Origin of the sequence: Nocardia sp. GCM10030253, assembly GCF_042675075.1 — a bacterium.
Taxonomy (GTDB): domain Bacteria; phylum Actinomycetota; class Actinomycetes; order Mycobacteriales; family Mycobacteriaceae; genus Nocardia.
On record NZ_JBHTDL010000016.1, the window covers coordinates 97,768 to 113,639 of the forward strand.

Sequence of the window (15,872 nt, forward strand, 5' to 3'; positions counted from 1 at the left end):
TGGGGGAGAGAAACAAAAAACCTCAACCGGAGTGGTTGAGGTTGAGGGCATAGCACTGCCCGACAGCGAGGACGGTAACAGTGCGGCCGCCGATATGGCAAGCCCAGGGTTACACGGTCAGAGGCTATCGTTCCCGGCCTTGGGTATCGCGTCGTGGGATCCCGCGTCGTTCAAGTGCGGCGCTGATCGTGTCTGCGGTGACGTCGAACCGTGCCCCGACCCGGGCGAGAGATTCTCCGGTTTGGTAGCAGTTGATGGCGTGGTCGATCTCCTGCTGGGTTAACCGACGGGGAGATCTGATCTTCGCTCCTGCGGTGCGAAGGATGGCGAGTACGGTTCCCTTGCCCAGGCGATGCTTGATGACGAGTTGGTTGACGGTGCTGCCCGCTTCGTACTGCGAGGCGATCGCCGCTCGGTGCTCCTGGGTGAGACGCCGCCGAACCGCAGGCGGCTTCGGGGAGGCGTTGCGTCCGCCTCTGCCCTGGTCATCGGCCAGTCGTTGCCGCATTGATTCCAGGGTCGTGGTTAGGGTGGCCTGGTTCGAGTAACGTCGCATTAGGTCCACACTTGGAGGCTTATGCTCATGGAGAGCATGAGCCTCTTTCGCGTTCCGCGTGTTTGTGGGGGGCAACCCCCCCACAGCCCGCCCGGCGGGCTTCGCCCCGGACCCCACCCATGCTCGCCAGTTCGATTGATCCCGCGTGCGAGCGGCCGAGCCTGACACCTAGCCGTCAGGCTACACATTTGTAGGTGCTATTGCCCTGTGGAAACGTTGTGCGGTGGTGAGTAGTTCGCGGGCTAGCTCGGGTGCGTTGATGACGTCGAAGTCGATGGTGAGCGCGCCGAGTAGAAATGCGAGCGAGCGAGGGTCTTCCGAGCCGATGTGCAGCAGACAGTGGTGGTTGTCGATGGGTTCGAGGCGGCCGTAGGCGGCTGTCGCGTGCGCCGCGTCGGAATCGGCTGGGGTGTGTAGACGGATGGTGACCTGGTAGGGCCAGCGTTGGGCGATGCCGCGTGCTACGAACGCGGCCGGGTCTCCTGGCAGCTCGTGCGGAATGAACCGTGGACCGGTGGGGACTTTCGGTCGCATCCGATCGACCCGGAATGTGCGCCAGTCGTCGCGGTCGACATCCCAGGCCACCAGATACCAGCGGCGACCCCAGGTCACCACGTGGTGTGGCTCGACGAGTCGAGTGGTGTCGGATCCGGCGTACTCGAACCGCAGGCGTTGATGATCGCGGCAGGCCGCAGCGATCGCGGTGAGTACTGCTGGTTCTACAGTGGGGCCGCTACCCGGGGTTTGAACGGTGGCGATCTGCAAGGCGTCCAAGCGATTACGCAGTCGGTCGGGCAGTACTTGCTCCAGCTTGACGAGTGCGCGCAGTGCGGTTTCGCCTTGGCCGGCGACGCCACTGCCGGTCGCGGTGCGCAGGGCGATCGCGATGGCCACCGCCTCGTCGTCGTCGAGCAGTAGCGGCGGAAGTTCCGCGCCCGCGCCGAGCCAGTAGCCGCCGTCGATGCCCTTCGCGGCGTGCACGGGATAGTCGAGGGCGCGCAGCTTGTCGATATCGCGGCGCACGGTGCGGGTGGTGATTCCCAGCCGGTCGGCGAGGTCCTGCCCGGACCATTCGCGGCGGATCTGAAGAAGAGCGAGCAGTCGCAGCAGGCGGGCGGAGGTTTCCTTCATACCGGAAATCCTGCCAGGACTATAGGACCGAAGTTGTCCTATAGGGCCTCTAGGGTTTGCCTTATGAACAACGAAGCCATCACCCCCTTCCGCATCGACATTGCACAGTCCGAGCTCGAGGATCTGAGCAACCGGCTTGCCGGTGCGCGGTGGCCGGACGAGCTGCCCGGGGTCGGATGGCAGTATGGGATCCCGCTTGCGTATGTGCGAGAGCTGGCCGAGTACTGGCGTACCGGCTACAACTGGCGCGAGCACGAAGCGACGCTGAACAAGATTCCGCAGTTCACTACCGAAATCGACGGGCAGAACGTGCATTTCTTGCACGTCCGCTCATCCGAGCCGAACGCGCTGCCACTGATCCTGACGCACGGCTGGCCCGGCTCGATCGTCGAATTCCTCGATGTCATCGGCCCTCTCACCGATCCGGCTGCCCATGGCGGCGATCGGGCGAACGCCTTCCACGTCGTCATCCCGTCTATGCCCGGCTTCGGTTTCTCCGGGCCCACCACCGAAACGGGTTGGAACACAGGTCGAGTCGCGGCGGCGTGGGCAGAACTGATGCGGCGCCTGGGTTATCAGCGCTACGGCGTCCAGGGTGGCGATATGGGTGCATTCGTCTCCGCCGAGCTGGGGCGGATTGCTTCCGATCAGGTCGTCGGTGTGCACCTCAATGCCGCCACCTTCGGGTTCATCCCGTTCGGGAAGGTCTCGGAGGAGGAGCTCGCGACCTTCACCGACGCCGAGAAGGCTCGGCTGGAACGGCTCGGCCACTTCCTCGATGACGAGAACGGATACTTCCAGATCCAGGCAACTCGGCCGCAGACGATCGCCTACAGCTTGGTCGACTCACCGATCGGGCAATTGGCCTGGATCATGGAGAAGTTCAAGGAATGGACCTTCCCCGCCGCGGACCTGCCCGAGCAGGTCATCGACCGCGACCGGCTACTGACCAACGTGATGCTGTACTGGCTCACCGGTACCGCCGGCTCGGCCGCGCGGATGTACTACGAGAACATGCACGTCGCGGGTTGGCATGCCGAACCGTCGCCCACACCCATCGGCGTCGCGGTGTTCGCGCAGGATGTGGCGATCCGTCGCTTCGGTGAGTACGGCAACAACATTGCGCACTGGTCGGAATTCGATCGCGGTGGACATTTCGCGGCGATGGAGGTGCCGGATCTGCTGACCGCCGATGTCCGCCAATTCTTCGGTGGACTGAAGTGACAAGGACTTCGATACTGGACCGGCGAGCGATCAACCGCGCCACCTTGGCGCGGCAGTTGCTGCTGCGCCGCGACGATATGACGGTTATCGAGGCCGTCGAGCATCTGGTCGGCCTGCAGGCGCAGACCCCGCATAGCTGGTACGTCGGTCTCTGGTCGAGGCTGGCCGATTTCACCCCCGAGCAGGCCGCCGAGCCGCTCACCGACCGCCGACTGGTGCGAATCGCGTTGATGCGCTCGACAATTCACTTGGTGACTGCGCGAGACGCGGCAAACCTGCGCCCGCTCATTCAGCCGGTGCTGGACCGCGATCTGTACCACAACCACACGCACGGCAAGCCCATCGAGAACATCGACATGACGGCCCTGATCGCCGCCGGAGTCGACATGTTGCGAGAGCGGCCGCGCACCAACAAGGAGCTCGGTACGCTGCTCGGCGAGGGTCGGCCGGACTGTCCCCCCGCCTCACTGGTCTATGCCCTGCGCAATCAGGTTCCGCTGGTGCAGGTTCCACCCCGCGGGGTCTGGGGTCGTAGCGGCCCGATCGCGCACACCACTCTCCAGACCTGGCTCGGCGCGGAGCCGACGCCCAGCCCGTCGATCGACCGGATGATCCTGCGCTACCTCGCAGCGTTCGGGCCGGCCACCGTGGCGGACGTACAGACCTGGTCCGGCCTGACCCGGCTCCGCGAGGTAATCGACCGCCTCCGCCCCCAACTGACCACCTTCGGAAGCGAGCACGGTCGGGAACTATTCGATCTGCCCGCCGCACCGCGTCCCGACCCGGAAACCCCCGCGCCACCGCGATTCCTCTACGACTACGACAACATCCTGCTGTCCTACGCCGACCGCAGTCGTGTTCTCACCGACGATCACGCCAGGCAGAACTACCGCGCCCAGCGCCCCACCCCGCAGCTCCTCCTGGTCGACGGATTCACTGCGGGCGACTGGACAATCGCCCGCGATAAAACAACCGCGAAAATGACCATTCGCCCCTACAGTCGGCCGTTCTCCCCGTGCGACGCGGTCACCATCGCAGCGGAGGCCACCGCATTACTGGACTTCACCGACCCGACCGCCGAAACCCGAGACGTGGTCTTCGGCCCGCCGCGCTAGTCGTATGCGAGGAGACCGATTCCCTTAGCTGAATAACGTTCCGCCACAACAGATTCGCTATCCGCAGTCTGCCATTCTGATAGCTTGACTCTGGGTCTGAGGGAGGACATGGTTCGAGTGCCGCGACGACTTTTCGATCCATCGAGCAGACGCACCAATGATCGGCCGCGCAGCGATCATCGGGTGCGGTATCGGCGGAGCGAGCACTGCGCTTGCGCTTGCGAAGGTCGGTGCCCGCGTGGAGGTCTACGAGGCTTCGGCCCGGTCGGCGGATGGGGGCGGATGGGTTACTCTCGGGCCCGCGGCCTTGACCGCGTTGGACCGGCTCGGACTCGGTGAACAGGTCCGGCACGTGGGCTTTCCGGTCGTCAGTGTCACCACGGTCGATACGATCACCGGGCGAATGAACTCGTTTGTGCGGAACGAGCCCAGCCATCGCTGGCCGAGTACCCATGTGCGGCGACGGGACCTGTTGGCGGTGCTCCGTGATCGGCTCGGACGTGGGCGTCTTCTGTCACTACAACACTCGGGCAGATCCGGCGGATGTTGCAGGCGATCTGGTAGTCGGCGCCGATGGTGCTCGGTCGGCCACCCGGCGCATGCTCGGCGACCTTCTGCCTACGCCGTGACCCGGCGACCGATCACGCGCGCAACCTACCGTCCGAGCCCAGGACGGCCACCCACGCGAGTCACCGCTGCAGAGTTGGAGTTGTGACGCTGCTCGGCACAACCCCGATGCAGAAGACCACCGCGTAGGGCCGGTCTGGCATCGGCACTCTCGCCCGAAGCCACCCGAACGTGGCGGTAATGGCGGGAGGTACTTGTCTATGAGACAGTGCCGTCGTGGCGAATCCTCCATCTCAGCACCTAACCAATCCTGAGGCGCTGTACCAAGCTGTGGCGGAACGGCGTCTTCAGTACGAGAACCTGCTCTGGCAAGTGCCCGCCGTCAGTCTGACCGCCCAAGCTTTCTTGTTCAGCGTCGCGCTGAGCGCGAATATCGACTCCTTTCCTCAGATTCTCGCCGGTTTGCTCGCGCTGAACGTGTCGGTCATCTCGATCATGCTCATGGCTAGCCATCACCGAGCCGAAAGCCGGGATGCTCAATGGCTGGAGCGCTTTGAGCAGCAGGAACTGGGCGCGGGTGCTTGGAGCGCACACGGCGCAGCATTCCGGCCGCAGTACATCGCGGATCCCGACGCCGGCTGGGTCGCCAACCTGATACATCTCAGGCTCATGTTCCAGGTATGGGTGGTCGGTCTCGGAATGTTCGGCCTCGTAGCCATCTTGATGATTGTGAAGACCGTTATAATTCTCGCCGTCTCCTGACTCGGGGTGATTCGTTTCGACCACGTCCTATCCACGCGGTCTCCGAGAAGGGGTCGTCGTGATCCACGAGTTCGGTCCGATAGCGTTGTGAGCGCAATCAGCAGAAAGGCCCGCTCCGCGAGGACCGGGTCCTTCTGCTGGCAATGTCAGCCGCAGCAACCGGTGCCGGAGGCTACGGCCGAGCTCTTCGCTTGGCTGCCGCAGCACGCGCCCTCGTCGGCCGCCTCCTGCGCGGTTCCGCAACAGGGCCCTTCTGTGGCTTCTGTGTTCGCTGCAATTGTGGTGGTTTGTGGTGCGGTGCCGAAGGTTTCGCTGTCTGCGAGCACTGTGTAGACCTCCCATCGCTCGCCACCGGGTGCGGTCACCCACACCTTGTCCTGGGTGGCGAAGCAACATGTCGTCGCCATCTCCTCCTCGGTGAATACCCCCGCTTCAGACAGTCGGGCGATCTCGGCGTGCACCTGCTCGCTGGACTCGACTTCGACGCCGAGGTGGTTGATGCTGCCGCCCTTGCCCGGGTTCTCCAGCAGCACGAGCTTCAGCGGCGGCTGCGCGATCGCGAAGTTCGCGTAGCCCGGCTTGCGTTTGGCGGGTTCGACACCGAAGAGCGTCGAGTAGAACTTCACCGCCACGTCTACATCGTCGACATTGAGGGCGAGCTGAACACGGGACATGATGACCTCCACCTTTGAGATGTATATCGAATTGGTTGGGATGTCATGATCCTGCCCACCTTTTCGACATATGTCAAGACCCTCGGTACTCTGATGTCATGCCCAAAGCATTGCCCGTCATCGATGTGACCGCACCTATCTGCTGCGCCCCGGTCGCGGCCGGACCGGTCGACGACCAGGCTGCCCTCGAAGTAGCCCTGCGCCTCAAAGCCTTGGCCGACCCCGCCCGCGTCAAACTCATGTCACTGCTGCTCGCGAAGGGTGATCAAGCCACTGGGCAGCTCGCCGAGGCCGTCGGACTGGCGGAATCCACGGTCAGCCACCATCTGGGCCAACTCCGGGCCGCCGGGCTGATCGAATCGACCCGAAACGGCATGAGCGTCCATCACCAGCCGCTTCGGAACGCGTTGTCCGCCTTGTGCGTCGTGCTCGACCCGAACTGCTGCACCTGAACAGCGCTATCGAGTTCTACATCGACCGCGACGGCGTCCCAGACCTGGTGCATGCGCCCCTGACATCGGCGGCGTCATCCTCGACCTCTCCGTGGGCCGACAACTCGCGAGAACATCTTCGGATCCCAACTACATACCCGACCACGGGTTCGCCCGGTCCGTAGGCGGACTGCGGTCGCCGGATCAGCGGCCCTTCGGTGTCGAAACCGGCCGCCATCTGCACAATTTGCTGCCGTGCCGAGCAACTCGCCGAAGTGAATGACGCGAACGATATCGCTGGCTCGATCTGATCGCGGATCGGCAGGACGCTGGGCAGGTTGTCGTGGGCTGGTCGACCTTTCGATCAGGAAAGGGTGGTGGGGATGTCGAGTTCGGCCAACAGGTGGCGGACTCGGGTTTCGATCTGTTCGCGGATCGGGCGGACGGCGTCTACGCCGAGTCCGGCGGGGTCTTCGAGAGCCCATTCCTCGTAGCGTCGGCCGGGGTAGAGGGGGCAGGTGTCGCCGCAACCCATGGTGATGATGACGTCGGCGGCGCGCACGATTTCGTCGGTCCACGGCTTGGGGAACTCGCCGGTGATATCGATGCCGACTTCGCGCATTGCTTCGATTGCGGCCGGGTTGATCTCGTTGCCGGGCTCGGAGCCGCCGGACCATGCGACGGCCTTGTCGCCGGCGAGGTGGGTGAAGAATCCGAGCGCCATTTGTGAGCGTCCGGCATTGTGTGTACACAGGAACAATACGGTGGGTGTGCCGGTGTGCGCTTTGCCTTCGACCTTTGCCAGTGCTTGCAGTTGTTGGCGGGAAAATCGCTCCGCGAGCAGTGGCAAGAAGTTCAATACCGTTGCGCGATTGGCGAAATGGTCGTAAGACGAATGCAGGAATCGTTCGACGGTCTCGACGCCGATGACCCCGTCGAACTCACGTTGCAGACGGCTGGCTGTGGTTTTCAGCGCGAGCTTCTGGTCGATGGTCAAGTCGTGACGTGTGTAAAGGGTATTGGCGGCAGGGCTTTCGGTCATGACGAACTCCGGTGATCGGCGAGACGGGTGGTGTCGTGGGGGACGGTCACGTTGTCGGCGGTCGCCGCGAGGCTGGGGTAGAGCCACGTGACAAGCGCGAGTCCGATAGCGGCGCCGATGATTTGAGCGGCGATGTAACCGGGCGCTGACGCTGGTGCTATTCCGGCGAAGGTGTCGGAGAAGATGCGGCCGATCGTGACCGCGGGGTTGGCGAAGGATGTGGAGCTGGTGAACCAGTACGCCGCACCGATATACGCACCGATCGTGGCTGCCGACAGGGCGGCGCGACGGGTGCGGGCCAGGGCGAAGACGACCGCGATCAGTCCGCCGGTGGCGACCGTTTCGCCTACGAGATGACCCGTGGTGATTCGGTTGTGGCCCGACACCTGGAAGGCGGCCAGATCGAACATGACGTTTGCCAGCACAGCGCCGACAGCAGCTCCCGAGATCTGCGCGAGCACGTAACCTGCCAGCTCACCACCGGAGAGACCGGTGCTGCGGCGGCGGCCGAGCAGCCAGTCCGCCGCCGACACCACCGGATTGAAGTGCGCTCCGGAAATCGGCCCGAACACGAGGATCAGCACTGCGAGCCCGAACACGGTCGCGGTCGAGTTCTCCAAGAGCTGTAGCCCGATGTCGCCGGGCGACAGTTGTGCCGCGGCGATGCCGGAGCCGACGACCACACACACCAGCAGCATGGTGCCGAGGAACTCGGCGGCCAGCCGCCGTGGATTCGTGGCGTTCATGCGCACATCCCGGCGGATTCGCCGACGCCGCCGAGCAGGTGCGAGAGCTGTTCGAGCACGCCGGGCTCGATGCGGTAATACACCCAGGTACCGCGACGCTCGCTGGCCAGCAGCCCGGCTTCGCGCAGCACCTTCAGATGGTGGGAAATCGTCGGCTGACTCACCTCGAACCCGGTGGACAGGTCGCACACGCACGCTTCCTGTCCGGCGTGACTCGCGACGGCGCTGAACAATCGCAGCCGCACCGGATCGGACAACGCCTTGAATACCGCCGCCAATTCCACCGCGGCCGCGGTCGTCAATGGTTCCCTGACCAGCGGCGTCATCGCACACAGCGGCGCGCCGACGTCGGTGATCCCCAACCCTTGTTTAGACATGTACCGATATTGACCAATGTCGAAATAAGAAGCAAGCAAACATCTGGTGAACCGCATAGCCGGCGAATCAGCGGAGCGGACCGTGCTGCTCGGGGCGGAGTGCCGCGTGCAGCTCGACGACCCGGACCTGCGCGGCGCGATGCGTCCGGACGTCACCACCGACGTGGTTTATGGCAGTGGCGATGTGCCCGCTCGCGCGGACACGGCGCGACTCGTGGGCGATGCCGCGGCACGGTCTGAACGGGTCGGCGCTAATTCCGTGCGCAGGACGATGATGCCGGGTATCGGGGGCGATAGGTTCGCCGTCTGCGGCGGGCATTCGACCGGCCGCACCGACCATCGCGCGGCTATCGTGAGGGTATGGGCGTCATGGGTGAGCTGTTCCCGGGCAAGAAGCTGACCGACGAGGGCAGCGAGGACAGCGACGGGCAGACGCACCGCCCTCGTTTCGACATCGATCTGGACACCGGCGTGGCCAGATTGCCGAGGTCGGTTGCGCCGCAACCCGCGGACGAAACAACCGAGTAGCCGGTGACCGAACCCTGGTAGACATGCAGCCATGTCGCCTCAACTGGGTTTGTTTGCCGGAACGGTACTTTCGGCCCGCGTCGAGCGCGCTGAACGGTCGTTGATCGAGGAAGGCGCTCGTGCGGCCGCGCGTCGAGATCCGCGGGAGCGGGTTCTTATGGTTCCGCTCGGCAGTGGACTCGCGGTCTGGGCGGGTCCGGGCTCGCCCCTGGACAAGGTCGTCGGCGTCGGTATGGGCGACGAATTCGACGACGCTGCGCTGGATGCCGTGGAACAGGCTTTCGCCGAGCGCGGCGCGCCGGTGCAATTCGAGGTCTCGACACTCGCCGATCCCAGCGTTGCCGAACGTCTGACGCGCCGCGGCTATGTGCTGTTCGGCTTCGAAAATGTGCTCGGCCTGCGGCTGAACCCAGGTAGGCAGGCGCACACGGCAGAGGCGGTAGCGATCTCCGATGTCGGGCCGGAGGAGTTCGAGACGTGGCTGAACGTCGTCGTCGACGGCTTTGCCGCACCCGACACCCAGGGCATCGCGTCCCATGAGAAGTTTCCGCGCGACGCCATCGAACACTCGGTGCGCGACCTCACCTCGTCGAGTGGCTTCGTGGGTTCGCTCGCTCGGATCGACGGAGTGCCCGCCGGCGGTGCGAGCCTGCGCCTCAGCGACGGCGTCGCCCAACTTTGCGGAGCGGCGACACTGCCGCGTTTCCGACGTCGAGGCGTGCAGGGCACATTGCTGGCGATGCGGCTCGCCGCCGCCGCGGCCGCGGGCTGCGACCTCGCCGTCGTCACCACCCAGCCCGGTTCGAAGTCGCAGCAGAATGTGCAGAAGCTGGGCTTCCAGTTGCTTTATGCCCGTGCCATTCTCGTGCATCCGGCTCCGGCGACTTGATTGTGCGCTCGGCGAGGTGCTCAGCGAGAGGTCTGCCTGGGCCCGAGCGGGGTGCGTTTCGGGAACGAACGCACCCACCGGGATGGCGTCCCGGAAGGTTCGCCCACCCGGGGACTACCGGGCAGTGCTGGGCACGTCGGGTGCCGTACCCGGCTTACCTCCCGCAGTCAGGTTCGCGGTGTCGAGTTCCGGCGTGGTCATCTGGCTGTGGTTGCGTCTCGAGCAGTGATCCACCGGCAGAAGTCGCACCACCTCACACCCCGTGTCCCCACCGCGCACCCGGTATACGGGGTGTTTGGTTGGGACACGGGGTGTTTGGACCGGGTGAGGGCGATGGGGTTGGGGTAAGCATTGTTCGTTGCTCCGGAAAGGTGCGCCTACCCGGGGATTACCGGGCAGTGCTGGGCGTGTTGGGTGCGGTACCCGGCTTACCTCCTGCGGTCGGGTGTGTGGTGTCGAGTTCCGGCGTGGTCATCTGGCTGTGGTTGCGTCTCGAGCAGTGATCCACCGGCAGTCGCACCACCTCACACCCCGCGTCCCGACCTCACACCCGGTATATGGGGTGTTTGGTTGGGGCACGGGGTGTTTGGACCAGGTGAGGGCGATGAGGTTGGGGTAGCGCATTGTTCGTTGCGCCGGAAAGGTGCGCCTACCCGGGGATTACGGGGGCAGTGCTGGGCGTGTTGGGTGCGGTACCCGGCTTGCCTCCCGCGGTCGGGTGTGTGGTGTCGAGTTCCGCCGTGGTCATCTGGCTGTGGGGGCGTCTCGAGCAGTGGTCAGAAGGCAGTGGACACCCCGCGTTGGCACTTCACACCCTGTGTAGGGGGTGTCCGGTAGGGACGGGGGATGAGGGGATGCGGGTGGGTGGGTTGCCGTCGTGCTCTGCCGCCGTCTACACCGGTGAAACACGTGGGCGACCGGTTGATCAGGCGAGCGGGAAGAGCGGGAAGAGCGGGTCGCCGGGCGCGGTGTTGTTCGAGGCCGTCGTGCTCTGTTGCGCGCTTGGGTGCGCGATTGCCGAGTGGTCAGTGGGCGGGAGCTGATGATGTACTTGGCAATTCGTGGGTGCTGACGCGCGGCTTTCGGGTGAGCAGGACTGCCAAGGTGAGGAGCCAGCCGCTCCACAGCAGGTATCCGATGAAATTGAGCTGTTGCACTGCGGGCACGCCCCATGGTGCGGCTAGTCCGGTGAGGATGAGCAGCGCAGCGCCGATACCAAGGGTGGCGAACCAGCGGGGTAGTCCGCGCCGGGCCAGGCAGGTGGCCACGATGATGGTCCATATCGCTGTGCCGAGGTAGCCGATGGTTTCGCCGAGAATTGTGCCGAGTACACGGTTGAGCAGCTCGAATGTTTCTGTGGCCGTGGAGCTCTCCTCGGCGCGGGCGGCGTCGGCCGCGAGTGAGGGTACGAGCAGCGGCCAACGCAGCAGCCCGATCGCCTGCACCAGTCCGGCCGCGACACCGGCCAGGACGCCCCAGCGCATGGCCGGTGCGTCATCGAGACCGCCGATCAGCACCGCCAGTGGTATCAGGAGTATCGCCCCGAAGGCGAGCAGTGCGAACCATGCGATGGTAGCCGCCTCGTGCTGCCGGAACAGGGCCAGTACTTCTGTGCTCGGTTCGGACAACACCTGCGGGTAGTCGAATACCGTTGCCAGCCCTGCGAATCCGGCATTGACGATCACCATCGCCGCGACGAGCAGTCCCGAAATTCTGCGACGAACCCGGGGTGCAGCGCCGTGCTGGATTCCGGTGCCGAGAACTCCAGATTCTGCGGGTGTCGGTTGCGGCCGTCGACGATCGCCAGGTGCTCGACCCGTTCGGTGACGAACAGCTCGCATGAACTTGATCATCGAAGTCGGGACGGACTCATTTCCGCTGTGCGGGAACATGTTTGCCCGGGTCACGCAGTGCGTCGATGGTTGCTGCGATGGCCGCCTTCGTTTCGGTGGGTTGAATTCCGAACGCGGCCGTGGCAGCCGACGAGTCGACGACGAACGGGCGGTCGAATTGATAACGCACCTCGCGCATTTCGCGAGCTGAGGTGTTGAAAAGCCCAGCTGCCCACAAGATCGACGCGGGCATCCGAGCCACCCGTGCGGCCGGCGCGCCCGCTGTCGTTGCGGCAAGGTCGGCCAGGGCGCGGATGGACATCGGCGCAGCGGTGGGTGCGTGCCAGGCTCGGCCCCAAGCGTTCTCATCGTCGGCGACCGCGACAAGTGTGCGCGCCATGTCGCCGATATAGGTCCAGCTGTGTGGTGCGTCCGGATCGCCCGGGAACAGTGCTTTCTTCCCCGCGAGCACGGCGGGCAGTACAACGACCGTGAACGCCGAGTTCGCCTCGGCCCCGAGATAATCCGATCCGCGCACCTCGGCCGTGCGAATCCGGCCCGCCTGGTGGGCAGCGAGCGCCTCGGCCCAGATCTGCGCGCGCACACGGCCTTTCACGCTGTTGGGCCGCTGTGGCTGCTGTTCGGTGATCGGAGCGTCGGTCTCGCCGTAGCCGTAGAGGTTTCCGACACTGATCAGCACTGCGCCGGTCGCCTCGGCTGTCTGCGTGACGGCGGCGGCCAGCGGCGGGAAATCGGTTGCCCACCGGTGATATTCGGGTTGAGCACACTGATACAACGCGCTCGCGCCCGTGCTGTGCGTGATCAACGCGGATGCATCGGTGGCGTCGGCGGCGATACGCTCGATTCCGGGATGTTCCGGACCGGTGCCGCGCCGAGTGATCAGGCGAACGCGGTCGCCTCGTTCGGCAAGCAGTCGGGCCGTGGCTGTACCGACCGGGCCTGCTCCGATGACGATGTGCAGTGACATGGGCTTCTCGATTCTGACTGGCGTTTCGTTTCGAGAACACTGTTCTCTGATGTCTTCGACAGTAGCCTCGGACGACATCCTGAGTCAAGAACATTGTTCTCTAAAGCATCTGCCGTTCTCCGATGGGTTACTTGTTCTCTATACTTCGGGCATGTCCGCACCATCGCTGCGCGCCCGCGTACGCGCCGAAATGACCGAGGAGATCAAGGCGTCGGCCCGCCGTCGGCTGGCCGTCGACGGCGCGAACCTGTCGCTGCGCGGCGTCGCCCGCGACATGGGCATCGTCGCCTCCGCGTTGTACCGGTACTTTCCCAGCCGCGACGACCTGCTGACGGTGCTGATCATGGAGGCGTATCAGGCGCTCGGCGACGCGGCGGCGGCAGCAGAAGCCCAGATCCCCGCGCACGAGTCACGCCGCAGATGGCTTGCGGTCTGCTCGGCGGTGCGCGCGTGGGCGGCCGCGCATCCCGCCGAGTACGGCCTGCTCTACGGCAGTCCGGTACCCGGTTACGACGCACCGAAAGACACGGTGACTCCGGCGGCGGCCGTGGTTCTGCTCTTGGCCCAGATCGCGGAAGCGGCCGCAGACACTCTCGCGCCGATACCGGCGCCGACCCCCTTACCGGCACCCGTGCGCGCGGATTTTCGCATCTTGATCGAGCAACAAGCCTCGGAACTGCCCGAAGAGGTGCTCGACCGAGTCTTCGTCGGCTGGACCCAGCTGTTCGGCCTCGTCAACTTCGAAATCTTCGGCCGCCTCGACGGCACCATCGAGGCCCGCACCGAATACTTCGACTATCACATGAACCTCATGGCCGACCTAGTCGGCCTACCGTCCTGACCACCTCGGGCAGACGCACGACGGTGCAGGGCGACTCAGCGAACAGTGTCGAGTAGAACCGCCACGTCCACGTCGTCGACGGACCGGGCGATCGCGCAATGGCCATAGAACTCCCGCCACAGTGCTAGCGCGTGTCGGTGTCGCCGAGGCGGTGCCTTCTGGCCGGTCTTGACTATCGGGTTCACCAATGAGCGTGTCGCAGTGCCATGTTCGGTCCCTCCCGGTTCGGTCCGTGAAGCACAATCAGGCGGTGGCAGGCAGACTCGGCACAACATTTTCCGCCAAGCGTCGAGCGAGCACGCACGAGTCGGTGCTGCCGGTGTCGCGGTTCGATGGCGGATTGTTCAGGTTGAATTCGAGGCTTCCGCCCTTCATCTCCACGTCCACTGTGCACGCCTCTTTGATGAAGGGGCCGTCGAACTGGCGTGTCGAGATCGCCCGCCTACCACCGATGGTGAATTCGGTGGCCTCGGCGAAGTTGCGGCTGCGGATGAGATCTACGGTGAGATTTGTCGTTCGAATGCTTACCGCATATCCATTCGGCCTTACCCATCGACACCCGCGCCATATGACCCCGCCGCCCGCATCGCTCTCGGCGACGGATTTCATGCCCAGCTTTTCCGAGTCAAGCACGCTTTGTGGAACGTCGTTGCAGGGGTTGTAGCTGCGCGGTACACCCTCCGCAAGCGATGGTCGCGTGCTCGTCGAGGTCGCTGGCTTGGCTTCTCCGCCGGTCGATGGCCCACATCCTGACAGCAGGACAACAGCGCCGACGGCAAACGCGGCACTAAGCAGTGTGCTTCCCCTGCTGGTCATGGTTCCTTCCAGTCGCCGGCTGTCGGCAAATCGATCTCGATGAAGTCTTGTCGTCGTTGCCGCGTGGGTCCCCTCCCGGTTCGGTCTGTGCGGCAGTGGTCAGGAGGTGGCGGGCAGGCTGGGCACAACCTTTTCCGCCAAGTCACGAGCCATTTGACACGAGTCAAGCTTCCCGGTTTTGGTCGACTTCGGGTTGGTCATGTTGAATTCGAGGCTGCCGCCCTTCATCTCGACGTCTACGGTGCACGCTTCCTTGATGAAGGGGCCGTCGAACTGGCGTGTCGAGATCGCCCGTCTACCACCGATGGTGAATTCGGTGGCCTCGGCGAAGTTGCGGCTGCGAATGAGATCGATGGTGAGGTTGGTGGTTCGGATACTCACTCCATAGCTGCTCGATCGAACCCACGCGCAGCCGCGCCACATGACCCCGCCGCTCCCGTCGCTATTGGCGAGGGATTGCATACCGAGCTTCTCCGAGTCCAGCACGCTTTGCGGAACGTCCTTGCACGGGTTGTAGCTGCGTGGGACATCCTCCGCGAGCGGTGGTCGCGTGCTCGTCGGGGTCGATGGCTTGGCGTCTCCGGCTCCACATCCCGACAGCAGGACAGCAGCGCCGATCGCAAACGTGACACCAAGCAGTGTGTTTCTCCTGCTGGTCACGTGTTGCTTCCGGTCGCCGGTTGTCGGCAACATTGATCTCGCTGGAGTCTTGTCGTCGTTAGCATGTGGGTCCCCTCCCGGTTCGGGCTGTGCGGTAGTGGTCAGGCGGTGGCGGGCAGGCTGGGCACAACCTTTTCCGCCAAGCGCCGGGCGAGCACACAGGAGTCGATGCTGCCTGTGTCACGATTGGATGGCGGGTTGTTGAGGTTGAAATCGAGGCTGCCGCCCTTCATCTCGACGTTCAGGGTGCATGCCTCTTTGATGAAGGGGCCGTCGAATTGGCGTGTCGAGATCGCGCGCCGTCCATTGATGGTGAATTCGGCGGCCTCGGCGAAGTTGCGGCTGCGAGTGAGATCCACAGTGAGATTGGTGGTTCGGATGCTCACGGCGTATCCGTTGGATCGGACCCACGCGCATCCGCGCCACTTGACCCCACCACCCGCGTCGCCATTGGCCAGGTCCTGACCGTGCAGCTTCTCCGAGTCCAGCACGCTTTGCGGTACGTCTTTGCACGGGTTGTAGCTGCGTGGGACATCCTCCGCAAGCGGTGGTCGCGTGCTCGTCGGGGTCGATGGCTTCGCGTCTCCGCCGGTCGATGACCCGCAGCCGGACATCAAGACAGCAGCGCTAGCGACAAAGGCGGCACCGATCAGTGCGCTTCCCCTGCAGGGCAAGTGGTCCTCCCAATCGCCG

At 64.6% G+C, this 15,872-nt stretch carries 18 protein-coding genes; 7 read left to right on the forward strand and 11 right to left on the reverse strand.

Features of this window, described 5'->3' with window-relative positions; all coding sequences use genetic code 11:
- Window positions 1–124: 124 nt before the first annotated feature.
- Window positions 125–508 carry a hypothetical protein gene (locus ACFQZZ_RS32445; protein WP_378688424.1) on the reverse strand — a complete coding sequence of 128 codons (384 nt, stop codon included), beginning with the start codon at window positions 506–508 and terminating at the stop codon, window positions 125–127.
- Between the two features lie 228 nt (window positions 509–736).
- Entirely contained in the window at window positions 737–1,687 is a 951-nt protein-coding gene (locus ACFQZZ_RS32450; protein WP_378688426.1) for a helix-turn-helix transcriptional regulator, read from the reverse strand.
- Window positions 1,688–1,750: 63 nt separating this feature from the next.
- On the opposite strand from ACFQZZ_RS32450, the gene ACFQZZ_RS32455 reads away from it, so the two are divergent.
- From ACFQZZ_RS32455 to ACFQZZ_RS32465, 3 genes are all read left to right on the forward strand, one after another.
- Window positions 1,751–2,911: an epoxide hydrolase family protein gene (locus ACFQZZ_RS32455; protein WP_378688428.1), complete on the forward strand. Its 1,161-nt coding sequence runs from the start codon at window positions 1,751–1,753 to the stop codon at window positions 2,909–2,911.
- Window positions 2,908–4,026, forward strand: coding sequence for a winged helix DNA-binding domain-containing protein (locus ACFQZZ_RS32460; protein ID WP_378688430.1), 1,119 nt, complete (start codon window positions 2,908–2,910; stop codon window positions 4,024–4,026). The genes ACFQZZ_RS32455 and ACFQZZ_RS32460 overlap by 4 nt, the downstream gene beginning before the upstream one ends.
- A gap of 843 nt (window positions 4,027–4,869) precedes the next feature.
- Window positions 4,870–5,355, forward strand: a complete 486-nt coding sequence (locus ACFQZZ_RS32465) for a hypothetical protein (protein WP_378688433.1) — start codon at window positions 4,870–4,872, stop codon at window positions 5,353–5,355.
- A 146-nt stretch (window positions 5,356–5,501) separates the two neighbouring features.
- On the opposite strand, the gene ACFQZZ_RS32470 is transcribed toward ACFQZZ_RS32465, so the two are convergent.
- On the reverse strand, window positions 5,502–6,029 hold the full coding sequence (locus tag ACFQZZ_RS32470) for an ArsI/CadI family heavy metal resistance metalloenzyme (RefSeq protein ID WP_378688436.1): 528 nt from the start codon (window positions 6,027–6,029) through the stop codon (window positions 5,502–5,504).
- 98 nt (window positions 6,030–6,127) lie between these two features.
- Here ACFQZZ_RS32470 and ACFQZZ_RS32475 point away from each other — a divergent pair, with 98 nt between their 5' ends.
- Window positions 6,128–6,481, forward strand: coding sequence for an Rv2640c family ArsR-like transcriptional regulator (locus ACFQZZ_RS32475; protein WP_378688438.1), 354 nt, complete (start codon window positions 6,128–6,130; stop codon window positions 6,479–6,481).
- A 343-nt stretch (window positions 6,482–6,824) separates the two neighbouring features.
- Here ACFQZZ_RS32475 and ACFQZZ_RS32480 read toward each other — a convergent pair whose 3' ends face one another.
- From ACFQZZ_RS32480 to ACFQZZ_RS32490, 3 genes are read right to left on the reverse strand one after another with little or no spacing between them, the layout of a single operon-like run.
- Window positions 6,825–7,502, reverse strand: a complete 678-nt coding sequence (locus ACFQZZ_RS32480; RefSeq protein WP_378688441.1) for an arsenate reductase ArsC — start codon at window positions 7,500–7,502, stop codon at window positions 6,825–6,827.
- Window positions 7,499–8,248 (reverse strand): aquaporin, encoded by a 750-nt coding sequence (locus ACFQZZ_RS32485; RefSeq protein ID WP_378688443.1) that lies wholly within the window; start codon window positions 8,246–8,248, stop codon window positions 7,499–7,501. The genes ACFQZZ_RS32480 and ACFQZZ_RS32485 overlap by 4 nt, the downstream gene beginning before the upstream one ends.
- Window positions 8,245–8,625, reverse strand: coding sequence for an ArsR/SmtB family transcription factor (locus ACFQZZ_RS32490; protein WP_378688445.1), 381 nt, complete (start codon window positions 8,623–8,625; stop codon window positions 8,245–8,247). The genes ACFQZZ_RS32485 and ACFQZZ_RS32490 overlap by 4 nt, the downstream gene beginning before the upstream one ends.
- Before the next feature lie 360 nt (window positions 8,626–8,985).
- On the opposite strand from ACFQZZ_RS32490, the gene ACFQZZ_RS32495 reads away from it, so the two are divergent.
- Both ACFQZZ_RS32495 and ACFQZZ_RS32500 read left to right on the forward strand, forming a co-directional pair.
- Window positions 8,986–9,153 (forward strand): hypothetical protein, encoded by a 168-nt coding sequence (locus tag ACFQZZ_RS32495; protein ID WP_378688447.1) that lies wholly within the window; start codon window positions 8,986–8,988, stop codon window positions 9,151–9,153.
- A gap of 31 nt (window positions 9,154–9,184) precedes the next feature.
- A complete protein-coding gene (locus ACFQZZ_RS32500; protein ID WP_378688449.1) occupies window positions 9,185–10,042 on the forward strand; it encodes a GNAT family N-acetyltransferase in 858 nt (285 codons plus the stop codon).
- A gap of 1,025 nt (window positions 10,043–11,067) precedes the next feature.
- Here ACFQZZ_RS32500 and ACFQZZ_RS32505 read toward each other — a convergent pair.
- Together ACFQZZ_RS32505 and ACFQZZ_RS32510 are read right to left on the reverse strand one after the other, a co-directional pair.
- Entirely contained in the window at window positions 11,068–11,730 is a 663-nt protein-coding gene (locus ACFQZZ_RS32505; protein ID WP_378688451.1) for a DUF4386 family protein, read from the reverse strand.
- A gap of 181 nt (window positions 11,731–11,911) precedes the next feature.
- Window positions 11,912–12,862, reverse strand: a complete 951-nt coding sequence (locus tag ACFQZZ_RS32510) for an NAD-dependent epimerase/dehydratase family protein (RefSeq protein ID WP_378688454.1) — start codon at window positions 12,860–12,862, stop codon at window positions 11,912–11,914.
- Window positions 12,863–13,013: 151 nt separating this feature from the next.
- Here ACFQZZ_RS32510 and ACFQZZ_RS32515 point away from each other — a divergent pair, with 151 nt between their 5' ends.
- On the forward strand, window positions 13,014–13,703 hold the full coding sequence (locus ACFQZZ_RS32515; protein ID WP_378688458.1) for a TetR/AcrR family transcriptional regulator: 690 nt from the start codon (window positions 13,014–13,016) through the stop codon (window positions 13,701–13,703).
- Between the two features lie 243 nt (window positions 13,704–13,946).
- Here the strand turns inward: ACFQZZ_RS32515 and ACFQZZ_RS32520 are convergent, their stop codons facing one another.
- From ACFQZZ_RS32520 to ACFQZZ_RS32530, 3 genes are all read right to left on the reverse strand, one after another.
- Window positions 13,947–14,519 (reverse strand): DUF3558 domain-containing protein, encoded by a 573-nt coding sequence (locus ACFQZZ_RS32520; RefSeq protein ID WP_378688460.1) that lies wholly within the window; start codon window positions 14,517–14,519, stop codon window positions 13,947–13,949.
- Window positions 14,520–14,618: 99 nt separating this feature from the next.
- A complete protein-coding gene (locus tag ACFQZZ_RS32525) occupies window positions 14,619–15,212 on the reverse strand; it encodes a DUF3558 domain-containing protein (RefSeq protein ID WP_378688463.1) in 594 nt (197 codons plus the stop codon).
- Window positions 15,213–15,280: 68 nt separating this feature from the next.
- Entirely contained in the window at window positions 15,281–15,793 is a 513-nt protein-coding gene (locus tag ACFQZZ_RS32530; RefSeq protein WP_378688607.1) for a DUF3558 domain-containing protein, read from the reverse strand.
- Window positions 15,794–15,872 lie beyond the last annotated feature (79 nt).